This window comes from Pararhizobium sp. DWP3-4 (assembly GCF_049898205.1).
In the GTDB taxonomy this organism is placed as follows: Bacteria; Pseudomonadota; Alphaproteobacteria; order Rhizobiales; family Rhizobiaceae; genus Pararhizobium.
Map to the genome: position 1 here is coordinate 164,720 of NZ_JAFCXF010000004.1, position 19,919 is coordinate 184,638.

A 19,919-nucleotide genomic window follows, 5' to 3' on the forward strand; every position below is an offset into this window, starting at 1 on the left:
GGCTGCATAACGAAGCACCTATTGCCGGATGGCAACTGGAAGCAAGGAGAACAGGCGTGGCACGTATCGCTGGCGTCAACATCCCGACGAGCAAGCGCGTAGTAATCGCGCTTCGTTACATTCACGGGATCGGAGCGAAGTTCGCACAGGAAATCGTCGAGAAGGTCGGTATCCCGGCTGAACGTCGTGTGCACCAACTGACGGATGCTGAAGTTCTTCAGATCCGCGAAGCAATCGACCGTGATTATCAGGTTGAAGGCGACCTGCGTCGCGAAACCTCGATGAACATCAAGCGTTTGATGGACCTGGGCTGCTACCGCGGTCTGCGTCACCGTCGTTCGCTGCCGGTTCGCGGTCAGCGCACGCATACCAATGCCCGTACCCGCAAGGGCCCGGCAAAGGCGATTGCAGGCAAGAAGAAATAATTTCCCAGAAATGGGGAATGCAGAGGCTGGCGCTCGGCGCCGGCCTCTTTTGTGGTTTCGGAAGGGCGCGCCTGCGTCCCTCCGGTGGAGCTGCTGGAACTACGGCAGTGACGATATCGCCGCGCAGACCGGATTTTTCCGTTCGCGCATGACTTGAAAATTCAGGGCAGGGGTTAGCCTCCGCCCGGTGGAGCCGCTGGTACTACGGCGGTGCAGAGATCAACGAAAGGTATACCATGGCCAAGGAAGCCACACGCGTTCGCCGTCGCGAGCGGAAAAACATTTCTACGGGCGTTGCGCACGTCAACTCGTCGTTCAACAACACGATGATCACCATCACCGACGCACAGGGCAACGCAATTGCCTGGTCTTCGGCTGGTTCGAAGGGCTTCAAGGGCTCGCGTAAGTCGACCCCGTTCGCAGCTCAGATGGCTGCTGAAGATGCGGCCAAGAAGGCCCAGGAACACGGCATGAAGACGCTCGAAGTCGAAGTCTGCGGCCCGGGTTCCGGCCGTGAGTCGGCTCTGCGTGCGCTTCAGGCTGCTGGCTTCATGATCACCTCGATCCGTGACGTCACGCCGATCCCGCACAACGGTTGCCGCCCGCGCAAGAAGCGCCGCGTTTAATTTACGCATTCATCAAGCCGGTGAGGGGGTTACCTCTCCCGGCGCTTCAAGGCTCGGTTGCCACGATTGAATGGTGGCAACGAACAGAAGGCAAAACATATGATTCAGAAAAACTGGCAGGAACTGATCAAGCCGAACAAGGTTGAGTTCTCGTCCACCGGCCGTACCAAGGTTAGCCTTGTTGCCGAGCCGCTGGAGCGTGGCTTTGGCCTCACCCTCGGCAACGCGCTTCGCCGCGTTCTTCTGTCGTCGCTTCGTGGTGCTGCTGTTACCGCAGTGCAGATCGACGGCGTTCTGCACGAGTTCTCCTCGATCCCGGGTGTCCGGGAAGACGTGACGGACATCGTGCTGAACATCAAGGAAATCGCCATCAAGATGGATGGCGACGACGCAAAGCGCATGGTTGTGCGCAAGCAGGGTCCGGGCGTTGTGACCGCCGGTGATATCCAGACGGTTGGCGATATCGAAATCCTCAACCCGAACCATGTGATCTGCACCCTCGACGAGGGCGCCGAGATCCGCATGGAGTTCACCGTCAACAACGGCAAGGGCTACGTGCCTGCGGACCGCAACCGTTCGGAAGATGCGCCGATCGGCCTCATCCCGGTCGACAGCCTGTATTCGCCGGTCAAGAAAGTGTCCTACAAGGTGGAAAACACCCGTGAAGGCCAGGTTCTCGACTACGACAAGCTGTCGATGCAGATCGAGACCGATGGTTCCGTCACCGGTGAAGATGCAGTCGCTTTCGCGGCCCGCATCCTTCAGGACCAGCTCGGCGTTTTCGTCAACTTCGACGAACCGCAGAAGGAAGCCGAAGAAGAAGCCGTTACCGAACTGGCGTTCAACCCGGCACTGCTCAAGAAGGTCGACGAACTGGAACTTTCCGTCCGTTCGGCCAACTGCCTGAAGAACGACAACATCGTCTATATCGGCGACCTCATTCAGAAGACCGAAGCCGAAATGCTTCGCACTCCGAACTTTGGCCGCAAGTCGCTGAACGAAATCAAGGAAGTTCTCGCTTCCATGGGCCTGCATCTCGGCATGGAAGTGCCCGCATGGCCGCCCGAGAACATCGAAGATCTCGCCAAGCGCTACGAAGACCAATATTAACAATAAAAAAGGCAGGTTTTGACTGCCTTTCCCCGTCAAACAGCAGGCAAAAGTCTGCATGTGCCAGGAAACGGCAGGCCCATACTCAAGAGGGAACCTGCAATTAAAGGAGAATAGCAATGCGCCATGGTGTAGCCGGCCGCAAGCTGAATAGAACTGCAAGCCATCGCAAGGCAATGTTTGCCAATATGGCCGCTTCGCTCATCGAACATGAGCAGATCGTCACGACCTTGCCGAAGGCAAAGGAAATCCGTCCGATCGTCGAGAAGCTCGTCACGCTCGGCAAGAAGGGTGACCTTCATGCTCGTCGTCAGGCCATCTCGCAGATCCGCGACGTTGCTGTCGTCGGCAAGCTGTTCGATGCCATCGCAACACGTTACGCAACCCGCAACGGCGGCTACCTGCGCATCATGAAGGCTGGCTACCGTCACGGCGACAATGCGGCTCTGGCCGTCATTGAATTCGTTGACCGCGACACCTCGGCCAAGGGCGCCAAGGACATCGCACGCGTTGCTGCCGAAGCAGAAGCTGCAGACGCCGCTTAATCGGTCTGCGGACTGAGACTTTAAGAAGGCCGGGTGCGAGATCGCCCGGCCTTTTTGCTGTGCGCCTTATGGCGACGAAGGCGTGCCACGTTCCTCTCGCAGCATCTCAAGGACACGGGCGAGAAAGGGTCGAACGGCTTCCCCGATCAGGAAAAAGTCCGCGTTCGATGCGGCCCAGAGATCTTCTAGTTGCTGGTCCGTCGCATTAGCGTTCAGCCAGTAATCCAGAAAATTGTCGAGATCATCCGCCGTTTCCGGGAACTGGTGCAGAACGTGACCGATCCCGAAGTCGATGACTTCGTCATGAGAGCCGAATATGAGGGGATCATGAAGCATGGCTCTGGTGAACGCCCGGAAGCCGGGGGATTTGGCAACGAATTCTCTCATCACTTTCTGCTCCCAGTCCTCGTTTCGCGGATAAGCTGTAACAACCAAAAAACCTTGTGGCAATCTGGGGTCTCGTCTGAGTAGTACACCAACGCTATAGGTGGTGCGCCATCGCGGCTTCGAGTACCCGGTGTCCCTGTACCATTCCGCCCCTGTCGCATGCCCGTAATATTTGGTGATTAACTCGCCTCTCTCAACTCCTAGCAATCCGGCTTTTACGGCCTCGACGGTGTCGAGGTTCGCCAGTATCGTTTCGTTCACATAACGCAGCGCGTCGGGATAGCTTCCGAATTTGCCTTGACGTCTGACTGCGCCGGAAAATGGAAGCCAACGGGACGCTTCTGGACCCATTCCCACAAGCAACTCGGCTTTTGATCGATATACATGGTTGCTTATCGTGTGAGCGCCACGGTAGCCTTCAATTGCCTGCAGATCGACGTAGTATTGGCCGAATTCGTCATTAACTCGATGGACCGTTGCTTCATCTTCTGAGCCAGTCGCATCATCTGCCCACTGGCCGCCATCAGGATTTCCCGCCGGCACGCGCGGCTGGTCGGGTCTGAAGTTCGCCTTTCGCAATAACGCCTGCAGGTTGTGGCGGTGATCATCCAGCGCAGTTGTGTGAGTTTCCAGATCGGTACGGTGTGCATATTGTCCATGAGGTTCGTTTCTCCGCCGCAGATTCCTCATGACAAATGCGTTGATGGGGCCGGGGACGAAGTGCTGCGGCTTTTTTTCTGTGATCGGCCGCCTTTGCTTTTTGGGAGCCGGCGTCCTATCTGTGTGTCCGCTGGATTGATTTGATGGGACTGATTGACATGCCGCGCTTTATCTATTCGTTCGTTGCCTTAGGTGCCGTCGGTGTTCTGGCTGCTGGTCTGGTGTTTGCGGGAAAACCGAGTAAGCCCGGGGGCGACGTGGTTTCTTTTATATCTGCTGCACAGGCGCAGGCGGAGACGCCGAAAGTGTTGCCGCAAAGCAAGATCGAAATGCAGCTGTCCTTTGCGCCGCTGGTCAAGCAGACGGCCAATGCCGTCGTCAACGTCTATGCGGAAAAGACGGTTCAGAGCCGCTCGCCTTTCGCCGATGATCCGTTTTTCGAGCAGTTCTTCGGCCAGCGCATGCCCAACCGGTCGGAAAAGCAGTCTTCGCTCGGATCCGGTGTCATCGTCGGCAAGAATGGCATCGTCGTCACCAATTATCATGTCATCACCGATGCCGATAACATCAAGATCGCGCTTGCCGATGGCCGCGAGTTCGAAACCACGGTCATGCTCAAGGATGAGCGGCTGGACCTTGCCGTACTGAAGATCAAATCGGACGGTCCGTTCGATACCGTGCCGCTCGGCGATTCGGATGCGGTCGAAGTCGGCGATCTGGTGCTGGCGATCGGCAATCCCTTCGGCGTCGGCCAGACGGTCACAAGCGGCATCGTTTCGGCGCTGGCCCGCAATCAGGTTATCACTGGTGACTTCGGCTTCTTCATCCAGACCGATGCGGCGATTAATCCCGGCAATTCCGGTGGCGGCCTGATCGACATGAACGGTCAGTTGATCGGCATCAATACCGCGATCTTTTCGCGCGGCGGCGGCTCCAACGGCGTTGGCTTTGCCATTCCCGCCAATCTCGTCAAGGTCTTCGTCGCGTCAGCCGAAGGCGGCAATGGCAGCTTTACCCGGCCGTTCATCGGCGCAAGCTTTGAGCCGGTGACCTCGGAAGTCGCCGATGCGCTCGGGCTCGACCGCGCACGCGGCGCGTTGGTCAGCTCCGTCATCGAAGGTGGGCCGGCGGAGAAGGCCGGCATCAAGCCCGGCCAGGTGATCGTCGCCGTCAATGGCATTCCGGTCGAGCATCCCGATGCGCTGGGTTATCGCCTCACCACCGTGGGCATCGGCCATGTCGCCAAGGTCACGATCAGTGAAAACGGCAAGACGCGCGATATCGAGCTTGCGCTGGCCGAAGCGCCGGAAACGTCGCCCCGCGATGAGCGGCTGATCGAGGGCCGCAATCCCTTCTCCGGCGCTGTGGTCGGCAATCTGTCGCCGCGGCTGGCCGACGAACTGCGGATGCCGGCGTCTTCGCAGGGCGTGGTGATAACGCAGATCAATCGCGGATCGCCTGCGGCCCGCGTTGGTTTCCAGCCAAAAGATATCATCATCGCCGTCAATGGCACGCCGATCGACAAGTCCACGACGCTTGAAACGATTGCCAAGGACGACCCATCGCTGTGGCGCGTCGAGATCGAGCGCGGCGGTCAACGTATCCGTCAGTTCTTCCGGTGATCGGGTTCCCGGCCTCCAAGGGACAAAAGCATATTGCTCCGGCCGGTCATGGGACCGGCCGTTCCGGATGGAGGGTTGCCTGTGACGCTGTTCGATGAGGATACCCACCGGCCGCTTGCCGATGCTCTTCGTCCTGAAACGCTGGAAGAGGTCATCGGCCAGGATCACCTTCTGGGTGAGAATGGACCGATTGCCCGCATGCTGTCGGGCGGCACGGTCGGTTCGTTCATCCTCTGGGGCCCGCCGGGTGTGGGCAAGACCACGATTGCGCGCCTTGTCGCCACCTCGGCAAAGATGGAGTTCGTCCAGCTGTCCGCCGTGATGTCCGGCATTGCCGATCTGCGCAAGGTGTTCGATACGGCAAAGAATAACCGAACCATCGGCCGCCAGACCATCCTCTTCGTCGATGAGCTGCACCGCTTCAACCGCAGCACGCAGGATGCTCTCCTGCCGCATGTCGAAAACGGCACGGTCATCCTGATCGGCGCGACGACGGAAAATCCGAGCTTCAGCCTGGTGGCTGCCTTGCTGTCGCGATTGAAGGTTTTTACGCTCAATCCGTTCGATGCTGCCTCGTCCGAACTGCTCTTGGCGCGGGTGGAGAATTTTGTTGGAAAACGCTTGCCGCTGACGGATGACGCGCGGACAGCCTTGATCAGCATGGCCGATGGGGACGGGCGCTATCTGGTGGGCTTGGCCGACGATGTCCTGTCACTTGGCGAAGAGGGGGATCTCGATATCGGGCGCCTGTCGAAAGCCCTGCAGAAGCGCATGCCGATCTACGACAAGGCGCAGGATGGCCACTACAATCTCCTGAGCTGCTTTCACAAAAGCCTGCGGGGCAGCGATGTCGATGCGGCGCTCTATTGGGGCGCGCGCATGGTCGATGCGGGGGAGGATCCGACGACGCTGTTCCGGCGGCTCGCCTGCGCTGCCAGTGAAGACGTTGGCATGGCCGATCCCAACGCGATGCCGCAGGTGATTGCCGCCTGGACTGCCTTCGAGCGGATCGGCTGGCCGGAAGGCCGGCTCTTCATCGCGCAGGCGATCGTCTATGTCGCGACCGCGCCGAAATCCAATGCCAGTTACCGGTCCTTCGATGCAGCCCTCGAGATGGCCCGCCAGACCGGCTCCATTCCACCGCCGAAAAGCATCCTCAACGCCCCGACCAAGCTGATGAAGGATCTCGGCTATCACGAGGGTTACAAATACGATCATGATTATCCGGATGCCTATTCCGGACAGGAGTTCTTTCCGGAAGAATTGCGCAGCAAGGACACGCGTTTCTACAAGCCGCAGGAGCGCGGCTTCGAGCGCGAGACGCTGAAACGCCTGGAGTTCTGGCACCGCCTGAAGCGGGAACGCGCTGCAAAAGAATAGGCCGCTTGCAACCAGCCCTATTCCGGAATTTTGAAAAACGCCTCGAGGCGATAGCCGTCGGGATCGACGAGAAATCCTGCATAATAAAACTGGCTGTATTCCGGCCGCAGTCCCGGCAGACCATTGTCTTCGCCACCGTTGGAAATGCCGGCTGCGTGGAAGGCATCGACCGCGGCGGCATCAGGTGCGATGAAGCAGAAATGCAGGCCGGAACTGCGGTCGGCGGGCACGGGGCTTTCGACCTTGGCGATCCACAGGCTGATCCGGTCCGAACCATAGCCGAGCACCGTATCCGTTTTCGACAGCCGCTCGTAGCCGAGCGGCGTCAGGATGGCATCATAGAAACGAAGCGAACGATCGAGGTCTTTAACGCCAATCGACACATGGTCAAACATTGCGGAATACTCCCTGTTTCGCGCCTATCTTCCCCGTTCGAAATCATCCGCACAAGGGGTAAACCGCCTGTGGTACCGGATTGTCTTTGCCGCCGGACGGCCACGTTGCGAAGGATTGGCACGGATAGCAAGCTCTTGTCACTGTCGGATCGGGATGGCATAGAGTGCCCATGCAGACGGCTGCACGGGGTCGGCATCCAGCCCGCACCCGAACATCTGCGAGGACGGCCTCGCTCCCTTGAGACGGAGAGATTGATGGCCTGGGTAATCCTTTTCCTTGCAGGAATTCTTGAGATCGGTTGGGCGATCGGCCTGAAATATACCGAGGGCTTCACCAAGCTTCTGCCCACAGTTCTGACCGGCGCCTCGATGGTGGCAAGCGTCGTTCTGCTCGGCATCGCCGTGCGCACATTGCCGCTCGGCACCGCCTATGCCGTCTGGACCGGTATCGGCACGGTCGGGACGGTAATCCTGGGCATCGTGCTATTTGCCGAACCTGCGACAGCGGTTCGGATCGGCTGTATCGCGCTGATCATAGTCGGCATTGCCGGGCTGAAGCTGACCGCCTGAAAATTACGGCGCTGAATTGAAAACACCCCGTGCAGAGCGCTGCGCGGGGTGTTTTTGTATCGGCCGCTTGAGCTTTAAAAATCAGCGCAGGGCGTCGAGTGTCGCCGTTGCCGCCTGCATTTCCCGCCAGCGGTTTTCGCGGCGCTGGAAGGCTTCGTCATCGGTGCCCCAATGCTCGATCTGCCAGTCCTCGTCGAGATGGGCAAGCGCCCATGCCTCGTCTGCGGACAGCTGCTTTTCGGCAAAGGCGATGGCAAGCAGGGCGGAGCCGGTGAGCGTGGTGATCGTGTGCAGGCAGGCAAGGCCGAGCGGCGTGGCATAGGCGCGCAGCGCTTCGGCAACACCGTTGATGGCGGCGCGCGGCTGAAGCTGATGCACGACACCCTCGACGAGAACGAAACGCGCGCCAAGCTTTTCCGCAGCCCAGTTGATGACCGGATCCCAGCGTTCCGACTGACGGGCGACGAGGCCTTCCGGATCGCTTGCGCGGTAGCAGAGAAGATCAGTTCCGGCAAAATTCAGGATGTCGTCGAAAACGGCGCGGATATCCTTGGAGACGCCATCGATCGCCGTGTTGGCAAGACGGGTGACCGGCATGGTTGCCGGGTCGATCTCGTCCTTCTGGGCATCCCATTCGGCTGCCAGCAGAGTGGCTGCGGCCTGCGTCGGAACGGTCAGATAGTGTTTGGCCGGGGTGCGGACCGTACGGCCGTCAAGCAGGATGGCATGGCCGCCGTCTTCCGCCGGGCCGATGCCGACACTCTTGTAGAAACGCTTCGCTAATGGCTTGTGCATCTGTATCTGCGCGCGGCGCACGGGATCCGGGTCGCTCAGCGCCTGATGCAGATCGTCGCGAATATCAGGCATGATGTGTCTCCATCCAGTCCAGAATATCATGCGGGGTACGGGCGATGTAATCCGCACCGGCGTCGATAAGCTCGGGAACCGACGCATAACCCCAGGCGACGCCGATGGCCGAGGCACCAGCGCTCTTGGCCATCTGCATGTCGTAGATCGCGTCGCCGATAACGACCGTATCCTTGGCGTCGACGCCGGCCTCGGAGCAGCACTCCGTCACCATCGCAGGATGCGGCTTCGATGGGCAGTCGTCGGCCGTCCTCGAAACGAAGAATGTCTTTTCGTAACCGTGGCTTGCACAGATCTGATCAAGTCCGCGCCGGGATTTTCCCGTAACGGCACCTAAGAGCAGTTCGTCGCGGCTCATCAGGGTAGCGATCAGCGGCGCGATGCCATCGAACAGCGGTTCGCGAAAGTTCATTTCGGTGCGGACGCCGCCGTAAATCTTCTTGTAATGCGCCGTCATCGCCTGGGCGCGATCGTCCACGTGCGGCTGGTGCATCAGCCGGGCTATGGCGATATCGAGCGTCAGGCCGATAATGCTCTTGGTGGCCTCCAGCGAGATGCGTTCAAGGCCAAAATCCTCGAACGTCCGGGCCATGACTTCGTGGATCAGCCCGGCGCTGTCGACCAGGGTGCCGTCGCAATCGAAAAGAGCGAGTTTCATCAGTCGTCGGCTTCCTCGGCGCTGGCCATATCGAAGCCGATCAGGTTCCAGCTCTGGACCATATGTTGCGGCATCGGGGCGGTGACGATCAGGCGTCCGCCATCCGGATGCGGAACGTCGATGCGCCGCGCATGCAGATGCAGCTTGTTTTGAACGCCGCCGGGGAAGGCCCAATTGAATTCGGCGCCGAAATATTTCGGATCGCCGATGATCGGGTGGCCGATATGGGCGGCATGGACGCGCAACTGGTGGGTACGGCCGGTATAGGGCTCCATTTCCAGCCAGGTCAGGTTCTGGCCGGCCGTCTCGATGATCCGGTAGTAGGACACCGCGTGGTCGGCACCGTCCTCGCCATGCTTGGCAATCCGCATGCGGTCGCCGTCCGGCGTCTGTTCCTTGACCAGCCAGGTCGAGATCTTGTCTTCCCTTTTGCGCGGCACACCCTTGACCATCGCCCAGTAGGTTTTCTTGGTATCGCGTTCGCGAAAGGCTGCCGTCAGCTTCTGGGCGGCGCCACGGGTGCGGGCGATCACCAGAACGCCGGACGTGTCGCGGTCGAGACGGTGGACGAGGCGTGGCTTTTCGCCCTTGGGGCTGGTCCAGGCTTCGAGCATGTCGTCGATATGGCGGTTGATGCCGGAGCCGCCCTGAACCGCGATACCAGGCGGCTTGTTGAGAACGATGACCTTGGCGTCTTCATGCAACAGCATGCGCGACAAAAGTTCATGGTCGGATGCGTGGCGCAGGTCACGGCCGGCGATCGGGCCTGTCCTGGTCTTCGGATCGACTTCCATCGGCGGAATGCGCACCACCTGGCCGGGCTGGACGCGCATGTCCGATTTGACGCGGCCGCCATCGACGCGGACCTGGCCGGAGCGCAGCAGTTTTTGCAGCGGACCGAAGCCGAGGCCCGGATAATGGATTTTGAACCAGCGATCGAGGCGCATGCCCGCCTCGTCGGATTCGACTTGTTTGTGTTCAATGCCCGCCATTTTATTTCTACCTGCATCCAATTGCCATCGCGCCTCGACAATGGTGCCGACCGGAAATCCGTGCGCAAACTGATATGACAGAGCAGGCCGGTCCCCATTGGACGCATGGCGCTCTGAGAGGTCCCTTTAGACCATTGCGCGCATAAGGGCCAGCCCGGCAAAGACCGCGAGTGCCGAAAGAAGTACGCTGGAAGCCACATAAATCAATGCAGTGACCGGTTCGCCGCGTTCGAGCAGGGTGATCGCGTCGAGCGAGAAGGCGGAAAAGGTGGTGTAGCCGCCCAGGATGCCGGTGATCAGGAACACCCGCATCTCCGCCGATGCGCCGAATTTACGGGCGATCACCTCGGCAAAGACGCCGATCAGGAAAGATCCGGTGATGTTGACCGTAAGCGTTCCCCACGGAAACGACTGGCCGAAGCTGCGCAACGTCCAGAGCCCGACGAGATAGCGGAGCACGGAACCGACAGCGCCACCAGCGGCAACAAGAAAGATATGTGTCATGGAAAAATGCCATAGCCGAAACCGGCGTGGCGGAAAAGATGCCCGCCCGTTTTGGTGCATCTGAAGTGAGTTCGCTGCTAAACCGTGCACCAAAGGAAAACCAATTTTTAACACGCAAATTCTAATATGACCGCCACTGGCCAGGCGGTTCGAGCGGACGTGCAATGACAAAACTGAAGTTCAATTTCACCCATTACGACCTCAAACAGCAGCGCGCCGGTGTGACGATCGAGATCACCCTGTCGGCCGTCGCCAACGTGCGGCTGATGACGGCTAACAATTTCCAGCTCTACACCGAAACGCTGAGGCATCAGTTCGTCGGCGGCATAGCGCGTAAGTCACCGATCCGCCTGACCATTCCGCAATCCGGTCACTGGCACGTGGTCGTCGATATGGAAGGTCATCATGGCCAATGCGAATCGAGCATCCGCATCGTTGAAACCGCCACGCCGCCGCGTTTCCAGTCCGCATCCTGAAACTTGAAAAGAACCGCACGGGGCAGGACGGTGCGGTTCTTCAATCCTATGGCTGAAGCCTAAGCCAGCCGGTCAGCGTGCCATTTCAGGTGCTCGTCCATGAAGGATGAGATGAAATAGTAGGAGTGATCGTAGCGCTCATGCAGGCGCAACGTCAGGCCGATTCCGGTGCCCTTGATGGCATCCTCGAACAGCCATGGCCGCAGGCCCGTTTCGAGAAAATTGTCGGCCTTGCCCTGATCGATCAGGAATTCGGGGAAGCGGGCGCCGTCCTTCACCAATGCGCAGGCATCATATGCCCGCCAGCTTGCCTTGTCCTCACCAAGATATTTTTCGAAGGCACCGATCGACCAGTCTGCCGTCGAGGGCTCGACGATCGGCGCGAAGGCCGAGCAGCTTTTGAACCGGTCCGGGTTCTTCAGTGCGATGGTCATGGCGCCGTGGCCGCCCATGGAGTGGCCGAAAATGCCCTGGCGGGCCATGTCGGCGCGAAAGTGCTGGGCGATGAAGGCCGGCAACTCCTCGGTGATGTAGGTGTACATCTGGTAGTTTTCGGCCCAGGGCGTCTCGGTGGCGTCGAGATAGAAGCCGGCACCCTTGCCCATCTGCCAGTTGGTCAGTTCGTCCGGAACATCGCCGCCGCGCGGGCTGGTATCGGGGCAGACGATGATCAGGCCAAGCTCGGCAGCCATCCGGCGATATTCGCCTTTTTCCATCACGTTGGCATGGGTGCAGGTAAGCCCGGAAAGATACCAGACGACCGGGCAGGGCGCTGTGATCGCCTGTGGCGGAATATAGACTGCGAAGGTCATCTCGACCCCGCAGGCCTGTGAATCGTGCGAAAAGACGCCCTGCATGCCACCGAATGCGGTGTTCTGGGAAAGGACTTTCAAGCTGTGCTCCCTTGAATCTGAAAACGAACCAGCGCATGTCGCGCAAACGTGCGTAGCGGTTTTGCGATGCCGCGCTTTAGGCCAGCGACACCGCCGCGTTGACCGCAGCCGCTACCAGCACCGTGTTGAAGAAGAACGAGACGACCGCATGCACAAGATTGATCTTGCGCATGGCGGTCGAGGTGATGGCAATGTCGGAGGTTTGCGCCGTCATGCCGATGACGAAGGAGAAATAGAGGAAGTCATAGCCCCCCGGGTCCTTGGTACCCGGAAACTCAAGACCGCGATTATCGCCATCGCTCCCCGTCGCCTGCAGGCTCCAATAGCTGTGGGCGTAATGCATCGCCGCCATTGTGTGGACCGTCAGCCAGCCGAGGGTGACGGAGGAAAATGCCAGTACCAGTTCGAGCAGGGTCTCCTTGCCACCGGTATTCAACGCCATGAACAGCGAGACAAGCGAGATCCCGGCCGTTGCCAGCGTCACTGCAAATATGATGATGGCCGGTTCGTCGGTGCCGGCAGCATGATGCTTAAGGTATGCGCCGGTCAGCCTCGGAATACGCCAGGCGATCATCAGCAGATAGACGAGAAAGAAGACCACGGCAGCCAGATTGACCGCCAAACTCGGCTTGGCAAAGAGGCACACCGCAAACGTGATCGCGGCACAGATGCCGCCCGCGTAGAACGGGGTATGGCGGCGATGCGCGATCTTCTTGTCCGACATGCTCATATAGGCTCCCGATCTGCTGGCTAGCGTTGTTTGACGCGGCGGCAAAGCCGGTCGAGCGTTTCGAGAAAAGCCGACCGGTCGCGCGGCGAGAAGGCGGCGTTGTAGCCCTTGCTCTCGCCGGTCTCGCGCAAATGCGCACCGAGATCGCGCATGGCAGTCGCCATGCCGATATTCGCCTTGTCGAAAATGCGGCCCGTCGGTCCGGTCACCTGCGCGCCGGCGGCAACGCAGCGCCCGGCCAGCGGCACGTCGGCGGTAATCACGATGTCGCCGTCATGGGCACGCTCGGCAATCCAGTCGTCGGCGGCGTCGAACCCGGACGAGACGATGACATTGCGCACCATCGGGTCACGGGAGGGGCGAAGTCCGGAATTGGCGACCAGCACGACGGGCAGGCCATGGCGCTCGGCGACCTTGAGGATTTCCGGCTTGACCGGGCAGGCGTCGGCATCGACATAGATGGTGCTTGCTGGCTCTGTTGGTTCTGACATGACTGCTCGTACCGCTTCATTGTTATCAAGGCCGCAAGCCGGACACACCGGCACGAAGAAACAGCGCCTGATCATTTTGCCCGTCATGCTGTTCGCCACCGGACCGTTTCCGGTCGTTGTCTTTCGAACGCATAACCGTCCGGCCGTTTGAAATCCAGAACCATATCAACCGAGCAGACAGCCCTCAGACACAAGCGCCGCGCCTAAAACAGACGCGGCGCCCATGGAACTATTGTTCGGTGATCCCGAAACCGGCGTCGAAGCCTCGGGTCCCGGTCAGTAGATCACCACGCTGCGGATGCTTTCGCCGCGGTGCATCAGGTCAAAACCCTTGTTGATGTCATCGAGCGGCATCGTATGGGTGATCATCGGATCGATCTGAATCTTGCCTTCCATGTACCATTCCACGATCTTGGGCACGTCGGTGCGGCCACGTGCGCCGCCAAAGGCTGTGCCCATCCAGTTGCGGCCGGTGACCAGCTGGAACGGACGGGTGGAGATTTCCTGGCCGGCCCCTGCAACGCCGATGATGACCGATTTGCCCCAGCCGCGATGCGAGCTCTCCAGCGCCTGACGCATCACCTTGGTATTGCCGGTGCAGTCGAACGTGTAATCGGCGCCGCCGATCGTGTCGCCGTTGCGCTTGGTCAGGTTGACCAGATAGGGGACGATATCGTCGCCGACTTCCTTCGGATTGACGAAATGCGTCATGCCGAACTTTTCGCCCCAGGCCTTGCGGTCGTTGTTGATATCGACGCCGATAATCATGTCGGCACCGGCAAGGCGCAGGCCCTGCAAGACGTTCAGACCAATACCGCCGAGACCGAAGACGATCGCCGTCGAGCCGACTTCGACCTTCGCCGTATTGATGACGGCGCCGATGCCGGTGGTGACGCCACAGCCGATGTAACAGATCTTGTCGAACGGCGCGTCCGGATTGACCTTGGCCAACGCGATCTCCGGCAGAACCGTGAAATTGGCGAAAGTCGAGCAGCCCATATAGTGGAAGATCTTGTCCTTGCCGATGGAAAAGCGGCTCGTGCCGTCCGGCATCAGGCCCTGTCCCTGCGTCGAACGGATCGAGGTGCACAGATTGGTCTTGCGCGACAGGCAGGAATAACATTCGCGGCATTCCGGCGTGTAGAGCGGGATGACGTGATCGCCCTTCTTCAGCGAGGTGACGCCCGGGCCGACATCGACGACGATGCCGGCGCCTTCATGGCCGAGGATCGCTGGAAACAGGCCTTCCGGATCGGCACCCGACAGCGTGAACTCGTCGGTGTGGCAGATGCCGGTCGCTTTGACCTCGACCAGCACTTCGCCGGCGCGCGGGCCATCGAGCTGAACGGTCATGATTTCGAGTGGCTTGCCTGCCTGCACGGCAACAGCGGCGCGTACGTCCATGAGTATCGTCTCCCTGAAATGAGTTTGCGCCACAATCGCAGAGTGGCCGGTGGCGCTCAAGCCGGAATCGGCTGAGAATCGGTGGTGAAATATCAGATGTCCTGTAGGACGCGGTTGATCTCCATCTCAAGGGCGGAGATCGCCTTTCCCGTCTGCTCGTGCAGTTTCTTCACCTGCGCCAGCTGATCGCGCAACTGGCCGGAAACCGTGTTCGAAAGATCATCCTTCGGCGCTTCGCCGATACCGGCGATCAACCAGGCCGGTGTGACCCCCAGCACCCCGGCCAGCATGAACAGCCGATTGGTGCGCGGTTCGGAGCGGTCGCGCTCCCAGGCGGAAATGGTATCGCCGCGGACACCGAGCTGGTTTGCAAGATCCTTGACCGAGAGGTTCATCGCATCGCGCGCCCGCCAGATGCGGCCTCCCAGAGTGTCGTTGTCGCTTGGCCTGCGCAACATTGCCAGGGCGGTTTCGGTCGATAGACGCATCGGTCTCTCCTTGTGCCTTGTGGGCCTGGATGGGTCGAGTTCCGGGGCGGCCGCGATTGCGGTCGAAGACTTCATTGTTGCAATTTATAGAACCTGCTGCGAAATTGGACACCCTTCCACGTCAAAAATGCCGCCAAAAGCGTCTTCTGTGCGCGTCCTGTCAGGACGGCGCCCAAAATGGGACTTTCCCCTTGAGCACATCCATGCCGACTGCCGCCACGCCTGCGCATACCGTCATGCAGGGCCTTGCGATCATGCTTGTGGCGATGATCATCCTGCCGTGCATGGATGCGATCGCCAAATATATGGCGGTCTATCAGGGCATGTCGCCGGCGCAGGTGACGTTCTACCGGTTCTTCTTCCAGCTGGTCTCGGTGCTGCCGATGCTTCTGTCGACCGGTGGTCTGCGGGCGCTGAAACCGAAGCGTCTCTGGTTCAACCTGTTGCGCGGCGTTCTCTTGGCCGCGGCCGCCTTGCTGTTTTTCGTTTCGGTCAAATACATGCCGCTGGCCGACGTCTTTGCAATCTATTTCGTCGAACCGTTTATCCTCACTTGCCTTTCGGCCCTGATCCTGCGCGAAAAAGTCGGCTGGCGGCGCTGGCTTGCCATCTTCATCGGGTTCGGCGGCGCCATGATCGTCATCCAGCCGAGTTTCCAGATTTTCGGGCTGAAATCGTTGATGCCGGTATTCTGCGCCTTCCTGTTTGCCTGCTATCTGCTGTTGAACCGGGTTGTCGGCAATGCCGATACGCCTTTGACGATGCAGACCATTGCCGGCATCGGCGGGTCGCTGTTCATGGTCGCCGCCATCGCGATCGGCTACAGCGCAGGTTCGGTGGATTTCATCCCGTCGCTGCCGCATTCCACGCTGGGCTGGGTTCTGGTCATCGCGCTCGGCACCATCTCCGGCTATGGCCATCTGATGGTGGTCAAGGCGTTTCAGGCAGCACCTGTGTCGCTTCTGGCGCCGTTCCATTATCTGGAGATCATCACCGGAACCGCTCTGGGCTTCCTGATTTTTGGCGAATTCCCGACCCTGTCGAAATGGCTTGGTATCGCCATCATCGTCGGCTCCGGCCTGTTCATGATCTGGCGGGAACGGCGGGCCGGGTTAATGCTAAAAATTGATTGAATCTGTCAAGCCTATACTAACACTCATTCTTTCCGGATTGGAAACGCACCTGGTCTAGGTTCGGTTCAGTTTCATGATGAAACGGGAGAGAAACGATGGGTGAACTTCGTCTTTCTTATCCGGCATGTGTCATCGCCGGGAAGACGCGCTTGACGGCCGATGATATCGCCATTCTGCGCGAACATGTTTTCGTTCCAGGGATTACCGCATCGCAAGACGCGGTAATCCTCCTGGCGATCAACGGCTCGTGCAGCGAAAAATGTCCGGAATGGCACTTCATCGATGCCCTGACGGAATTCATTGTCCACTCTTGCTATCCGCAAGGCGCCATGGACGAATGGAATGCCGATTGGCTGATTGCGATGATCTCGACGCGCGGCGTGGTGAATTCGCGGATCGAACTCGACCTTTTGTTTCACATCATCGACATCTCCAAGCACATCCCCGACAGTCTGTCGATCTTTGCGCTGGAACAGATCCGTATGGTGATGACCGGGGATGACGGTGTCTGGGCCGGGTTGCGCGGCAGCCGGCAAAATGGGCTGCAGAAAGCCGATATTCTGCTGATCGCCCGGGTGATGAGCGCCATTGCCCGCTCACGCGGCAGCCGGTTGACGGCGCGCGAACGTAAGATGCTTGAGCAGGTCGGTATTCTGACCGGCCTGTCGAGCGACCATATCGAGGCAGCATAGTGCTGGAAAGGCCGGGAAGCCGGCGGATGTCGGCCTTCCGCACGATTTGTTCACGCTCTGCAGCTAACGTCGGCTGACGACCAATGGGAGAGCGCATATGGCGACGCATGCACCGGCGATCGCGCTTCTTGTCATCAATGTCGGACTGTTATGGCTTCTGCTGGCGGTGCCGCTCGGTTTGCGCACGGTGCGTGTGCATGGATCGTTCCGTGAAGGCCGGGCCAAAGTCTGGAGTGCAATTTTTCCCCTTGGGACTTCCGCCGACTGGCATCATTCGGTGCTGACCAGTCACCGTGTGCCGGACGCCCCTAACCGGGTGCAGCAGACCTATACCCATCTCGACCGGCACGGAGAGCCGATCGTCCGGTTGATCGAAGTTACCGGAACTGTGCCGGACACCGAGTATGAGGCTCATGTGCTCGATGACAGCGCGCTCGACGCGGTATTCTGGAAGGATTTTCGCGAACGCCGCCGGCTCGTCGAAGACGGTGACAGGGTGCACCTGACCATCGAGCAGACCGACCGTTACCGCGGCCTGGCGTTTCTAATCTTTCGCTTTTTTTCCTTGCGGCGCGAGTTAAAGGCGTTGCAGCAATGGCTTGAAACCGGCCAGAGCAAACCCACACGGGTCGCCTTCGAACATCCGCTTGTCCAATGTGGGTTGGCGGTTTTATCGACGCTGCTCCTGTGGCCGTTCTTTGGTCTCACCCGCACCGGCTTGCTGCTATCGGCACTTTTGACACTGGTCATCGTGCTGCACGAACTGGGGCACATGGCTGCTTACCGCGCCTTTGGTCACAAGACAGTACGGATGATCTTCGTGCCGCTGCTGGGTGGTGTTGCCATCGGCGGCAGGCCCTACAATTCTCTCTTCGAGGTTGCCACCTGCGCGCTTATGGGAGCGGGCATGTCGGCTTTCCTCATTCCGATTGCGGTCGTTTTGCACAAGGCAGCCGGCAATGACGTCTTCCCCTCGGGGACGGAGGTTCTGATCTTCCTGCTCATTCTCGGCTCGTTCAACCTGCTCAACCTCCTGCCAATGAACCGGTTCGATGGCGGCCAGGTCTTGCGCCAAATATTCCGCTCGCGCGCCAGCCGGATGGCGGGAAGCTTCCTCATCACCCTGATCATTGCCGGTGTCGGCTGGCGGATCGGCCTTTCAACGCCGGCATTGCTGGCAGGGCTCGCGGTGTTTGCCCTGTTGAGCATGATGGGCAGCGGTGGGGTCAAGCCGCGCCACCGCCTGGACGAGATGACGGGCGGAGAGCGGATCCTCAGTGGCCTCGGGCTTTACTCGGCCGTGGCCCTGCACGGCTATGCGATCGTCTATGCAACGGACCGGCTGTTTTCCTGACCGGAGTGCAGACAGTCGGCATCATTGACTGCCGGGCCGAAAATATCCTCGAATGCCTGGCGAAGCTTGATATCGACATCGGTCATCATCACCGGCAGGCTGAGATCGACCAGGCTGGTGACGCCATACCCGCGAATGCCGCAGGGGACGATGCCGTGGAAATGGTCGAGGTCGGGATCGACGTTCAGCGACATGCCGTGAAAGCTCACCCACCGGCGCAGGCGAATGCCGATCGCGGCAATCTTGTCCTCCGCCATCGAGCCGTCGGGGAGGGAAGGCCGTTCCGGACGCCGGACCCAGACACCGACGCGGTCTTCGCGCCGTTCGCCCCTGACATTCATGCTGGCAAGCGTTTCGATGACCAGGCTCTCGAGCGCCGCGACAAAGGCGCGAACATCCTGCTTGCGCCGTTTGAGGTCGAGCATGACGTAAACGACGCGCTGCCCCGGGCCATGATAGGTGTATTCGCCGCCACGGCCGGTCTGGAATACCGGAAAGCGGCCCGGCATGACCAGGTCGGCAGCGTTGGCGCTGGTTCCGGCGGTATAAAGCGGCGGATGTTCGACGAGCCAGACGAGTTCGTCCGCTTCGCCAGCGGCAATCGCCGCAGCCTCGCGCTCCATCGTTTCGATCGCGTCGGCATAGTCGACAAGCGAAGGCGCGATTCTCCACCGCACCGGCGGACAGCCATCCGCTGCGAAGAACGTTTTTTCCAGATTTTCGCGCTGCATGACCAAAGCAATCCCGTTGATTTGTTTTTCTAAATGGTACGTCAAAGGCCAAGAGTCCAGCATTCTCAGGGGTGCAGGAACCAGCCTGTTGAAATAGTTGATGTTGTCGTCAACTTTCTGTCATCCTGCCCTTGTGCACCCCAAACGCTTTTGCTACATGCAGCCCCGCCGGAGCAGTTCGGCATCTACCACGATGCGGTCGTGGCGGAATTGGTAGACGCGCAGCGTTGAGGTCGCTGTGGGGCAACCCGTGGAAGTTCGAGTCTTCTCGACCGCACCATTTGGCTTTCAAGCCAAACAAGAAACCCGCTTTTTGCGGGTTTTTTTGTGTCTTTTGAATGGGTTAGTCTCCGCGTCGGCACAGACCCACAAAAGTGATCATTCGTTGGTGCGATGGGCTGTTTGCGGCGGTCGTGGTGTCAATCTGTGTTCGGCGCTGGGAGAGGCTGCCTTATATCTGACGGCGATGACGAGAAGGATCATAATAACGGCTGCAACCGGCCAGAAGTCGGTGGCCTGATCCCAGGACCAGTTCCAGATTTCGTAGGCACGAAGGTGCGGCGGCCGCATGTGGACGGAGACTTCGAAATCACGCTTTTCCCGGCCGTGAAAATGCCCTGAGGCAAAAGCCAGACCGATGATCAGCGCGATACGGCGCTTGAAGAGCACGAGGCCGAGTGCCGTGACGACGGCAGCAATACACAATGCTTCGACGATGTGCCCGAGCCAGTCAAAATTGTCTTGAATATATTGCCAGTTTAAATCCATGTGGTTTGGAACGCGTGC

24 protein-coding genes and 1 tRNA gene are annotated in these 19,919 nt (G+C 59.5%); 12 read left to right on the plus strand and 13 right to left on the minus strand.

Going from position 1 to position 19,919, the window contains the following annotated elements; translation table 11 throughout:
• The first annotated feature begins 56 nt into the window (after nucleotides 1-56).
• The 4 genes from rpsM (at nucleotide 57) to rplQ (ending at nucleotide 2,706) form a co-directional block, all read left to right on the plus strand.
• Nucleotides 57-425, plus strand: a complete 369-nt coding sequence (gene rpsM, locus ACP7E6_RS12550; protein WP_071832785.1) for a 30S ribosomal protein S13 — start codon at nucleotides 57-59, stop codon at nucleotides 423-425.
• A 236-nt stretch (nucleotides 426-661) separates the two neighbouring features.
• Entirely contained in the window at nucleotides 662-1,051 is a 390-nt protein-coding gene (gene rpsK, locus ACP7E6_RS12555; RefSeq protein WP_018328263.1) for a 30S ribosomal protein S11, read from the plus strand.
• Nucleotides 1,052-1,150: 99 nt separating this feature from the next.
• Nucleotides 1,151-2,161 carry a DNA-directed RNA polymerase subunit alpha gene (locus tag ACP7E6_RS12560; RefSeq protein ID WP_060638418.1) on the plus strand — a complete coding sequence of 337 codons (1,011 nt, stop codon included), beginning with the start codon at nucleotides 1,151-1,153 and terminating at the stop codon, nucleotides 2,159-2,161.
• A gap of 119 nt (nucleotides 2,162-2,280) precedes the next feature.
• Nucleotides 2,281-2,706 (plus strand): 50S ribosomal protein L17, encoded by a 426-nt coding sequence (rplQ, locus tag ACP7E6_RS12565; RefSeq protein WP_113317595.1) that lies wholly within the window; start codon nucleotides 2,281-2,283, stop codon nucleotides 2,704-2,706.
• A 66-nt stretch (nucleotides 2,707-2,772) separates the two neighbouring features.
• Here rplQ and ACP7E6_RS12570 read toward each other — a convergent pair whose 3' ends face one another.
• A complete protein-coding gene (locus ACP7E6_RS12570; protein WP_426230072.1) occupies nucleotides 2,773-3,783 on the minus strand; it encodes an RNase A-like domain-containing protein in 1,011 nt (336 codons plus the stop codon).
• A gap of 299 nt (nucleotides 3,784-4,082) precedes the next feature.
• Here ACP7E6_RS12570 and ACP7E6_RS12575 point away from each other — a divergent pair, with 299 nt between their 5' ends.
• Both ACP7E6_RS12575 and ACP7E6_RS12580 read left to right on the plus strand, forming a co-directional pair.
• Nucleotides 4,083-5,375, plus strand: a complete 1,293-nt coding sequence (locus ACP7E6_RS12575; protein ID WP_426230329.1) for a DegQ family serine endoprotease — start codon at nucleotides 4,083-4,085, stop codon at nucleotides 5,373-5,375.
• A gap of 48 nt (nucleotides 5,376-5,423) precedes the next feature.
• A complete protein-coding gene (locus ACP7E6_RS12580) occupies nucleotides 5,424-6,755 on the plus strand; it encodes a replication-associated recombination protein A (protein ID WP_426230330.1) in 1,332 nt (443 codons plus the stop codon).
• A 17-nt stretch (nucleotides 6,756-6,772) separates the two neighbouring features.
• Here the strand turns inward: ACP7E6_RS12580 and ACP7E6_RS12585 are convergent, their stop codons facing one another.
• Nucleotides 6,773-7,150, minus strand: coding sequence for a VOC family protein (locus tag ACP7E6_RS12585; RefSeq protein ID WP_426230073.1), 378 nt, complete (start codon nucleotides 7,148-7,150; stop codon nucleotides 6,773-6,775).
• A 255-nt stretch (nucleotides 7,151-7,405) separates the two neighbouring features.
• Between ACP7E6_RS12585 and sugE the strand changes: the two genes are divergently transcribed.
• On the plus strand, nucleotides 7,406-7,720 hold the full coding sequence (gene sugE, locus ACP7E6_RS12590) for a quaternary ammonium compound efflux SMR transporter SugE (RefSeq protein ID WP_426230074.1): 315 nt from the start codon (nucleotides 7,406-7,408) through the stop codon (nucleotides 7,718-7,720).
• An 81-nt stretch (nucleotides 7,721-7,801) separates the two neighbouring features.
• Here sugE and ACP7E6_RS12595 read toward each other — a convergent pair whose 3' ends face one another.
• The 4 genes from ACP7E6_RS12595 to crcB form a co-directional block, all read right to left on the minus strand.
• Nucleotides 7,802-8,587 carry an ATP12 family chaperone protein gene (locus tag ACP7E6_RS12595; RefSeq protein WP_426230075.1) on the minus strand — a complete coding sequence of 262 codons (786 nt, stop codon included), beginning with the start codon at nucleotides 8,585-8,587 and terminating at the stop codon, nucleotides 7,802-7,804.
• A complete protein-coding gene (locus tag ACP7E6_RS12600; protein ID WP_426230076.1) occupies nucleotides 8,580-9,245 on the minus strand; it encodes an HAD-IA family hydrolase in 666 nt (221 codons plus the stop codon). The genes ACP7E6_RS12595 and ACP7E6_RS12600 overlap by 8 nt, the downstream gene beginning before the upstream one ends.
• Nucleotides 9,245-10,237 carry an RluA family pseudouridine synthase gene (locus ACP7E6_RS12605; protein WP_426230077.1) on the minus strand — a complete coding sequence of 331 codons (993 nt, stop codon included), beginning with the start codon at nucleotides 10,235-10,237 and terminating at the stop codon, nucleotides 9,245-9,247. The genes ACP7E6_RS12600 and ACP7E6_RS12605 overlap by 1 nt, the downstream gene beginning before the upstream one ends.
• A gap of 126 nt (nucleotides 10,238-10,363) precedes the next feature.
• Nucleotides 10,364-10,741: a fluoride efflux transporter CrcB gene (gene crcB, locus ACP7E6_RS12610; protein WP_426230078.1), complete on the minus strand. Its 378-nt coding sequence runs from the start codon at nucleotides 10,739-10,741 to the stop codon at nucleotides 10,364-10,366.
• A 164-nt stretch (nucleotides 10,742-10,905) separates the two neighbouring features.
• Between crcB and ACP7E6_RS12615 the strand changes: the two genes are divergently transcribed.
• A complete protein-coding gene (locus ACP7E6_RS12615; RefSeq protein WP_426230079.1) occupies nucleotides 10,906-11,217 on the plus strand; it encodes a DUF1883 domain-containing protein in 312 nt (103 codons plus the stop codon).
• Nucleotides 11,218-11,276: 59 nt separating this feature from the next.
• Here the strand turns inward: ACP7E6_RS12615 and fghA are convergent, their stop codons facing one another.
• The 5 genes from fghA to ACP7E6_RS12640 all read right to left on the minus strand — a co-directional run bounded on the left by fghA (nucleotide 11,277) and on the right by ACP7E6_RS12640 (nucleotide 15,223).
• On the minus strand, nucleotides 11,277-12,110 hold the full coding sequence (gene fghA / locus ACP7E6_RS12620; protein WP_426230080.1) for an S-formylglutathione hydrolase: 834 nt from the start codon (nucleotides 12,108-12,110) through the stop codon (nucleotides 11,277-11,279).
• A gap of 76 nt (nucleotides 12,111-12,186) precedes the next feature.
• Nucleotides 12,187-12,840 carry a DUF1345 domain-containing protein gene (locus ACP7E6_RS12625; RefSeq protein ID WP_426230081.1) on the minus strand — a complete coding sequence of 218 codons (654 nt, stop codon included), beginning with the start codon at nucleotides 12,838-12,840 and terminating at the stop codon, nucleotides 12,187-12,189.
• 20 nt (nucleotides 12,841-12,860) lie between these two features.
• Entirely contained in the window at nucleotides 12,861-13,331 is a 471-nt protein-coding gene (locus tag ACP7E6_RS12630; RefSeq protein WP_426230082.1) for a YaiI/YqxD family protein, read from the minus strand.
• Between the two features lie 276 nt (nucleotides 13,332-13,607).
• A complete protein-coding gene (locus ACP7E6_RS12635; RefSeq protein WP_426230083.1) occupies nucleotides 13,608-14,735 on the minus strand; it encodes an S-(hydroxymethyl)glutathione dehydrogenase/class III alcohol dehydrogenase in 1,128 nt (375 codons plus the stop codon).
• A 92-nt stretch (nucleotides 14,736-14,827) separates the two neighbouring features.
• Entirely contained in the window at nucleotides 14,828-15,223 is a 396-nt protein-coding gene (locus ACP7E6_RS12640; RefSeq protein WP_426230084.1) for a helix-turn-helix domain-containing protein, read from the minus strand.
• Nucleotides 15,224-15,459: 236 nt separating this feature from the next.
• Here ACP7E6_RS12640 and ACP7E6_RS12645 point away from each other — a divergent pair, with 236 nt between their 5' ends.
• The 3 genes from ACP7E6_RS12645 to ACP7E6_RS12655 all read left to right on the plus strand — a co-directional run bounded on the left by ACP7E6_RS12645 (nucleotide 15,460) and on the right by ACP7E6_RS12655 (nucleotide 18,402).
• Nucleotides 15,460-16,356, plus strand: coding sequence for a DMT family transporter (locus ACP7E6_RS12645; RefSeq protein WP_426230331.1), 897 nt, complete (start codon nucleotides 15,460-15,462; stop codon nucleotides 16,354-16,356).
• A 95-nt stretch (nucleotides 16,357-16,451) separates the two neighbouring features.
• Complete coding sequence (locus ACP7E6_RS12650; RefSeq protein ID WP_426230085.1) at nucleotides 16,452-17,048, plus strand: hypothetical protein; 597 nt, start codon at nucleotides 16,452-16,454, stop codon at nucleotides 17,046-17,048.
• A gap of 97 nt (nucleotides 17,049-17,145) precedes the next feature.
• The gene (locus ACP7E6_RS12655; RefSeq protein WP_426230086.1) at nucleotides 17,146-18,402 is read left to right on the plus strand and encodes a hypothetical protein; all 1,257 of its coding nucleotides are present in this window, start codon (nucleotides 17,146-17,148) and stop codon (nucleotides 18,400-18,402) included.
• On the opposite strand, the gene lipB is transcribed toward ACP7E6_RS12655, so the two are convergent.
• Complete coding sequence (lipB, locus tag ACP7E6_RS12660) at nucleotides 18,375-19,133, minus strand: lipoyl(octanoyl) transferase LipB (protein ID WP_426230087.1); 759 nt, start codon at nucleotides 19,131-19,133, stop codon at nucleotides 18,375-18,377. The two genes, ACP7E6_RS12655 and lipB, sit on opposite strands and share 28 nt — an antisense overlap.
• 195 nt (nucleotides 19,134-19,328) lie before the next feature.
• On the opposite strand from lipB, the gene ACP7E6_RS12665 reads away from it, so the two are divergent.
• Nucleotides 19,329-19,413, plus strand: a tRNA-Leu gene (locus ACP7E6_RS12665).
• A 98-nt stretch (nucleotides 19,414-19,511) separates the two neighbouring features.
• Here ACP7E6_RS12665 and ACP7E6_RS12670 read toward each other — a convergent pair.
• Nucleotides 19,512-19,901, minus strand: coding sequence for a hypothetical protein (locus tag ACP7E6_RS12670; protein WP_426230088.1), 390 nt, complete (start codon nucleotides 19,899-19,901; stop codon nucleotides 19,512-19,514).
• Nucleotides 19,902-19,919: the final 18 nt, after the last annotated feature.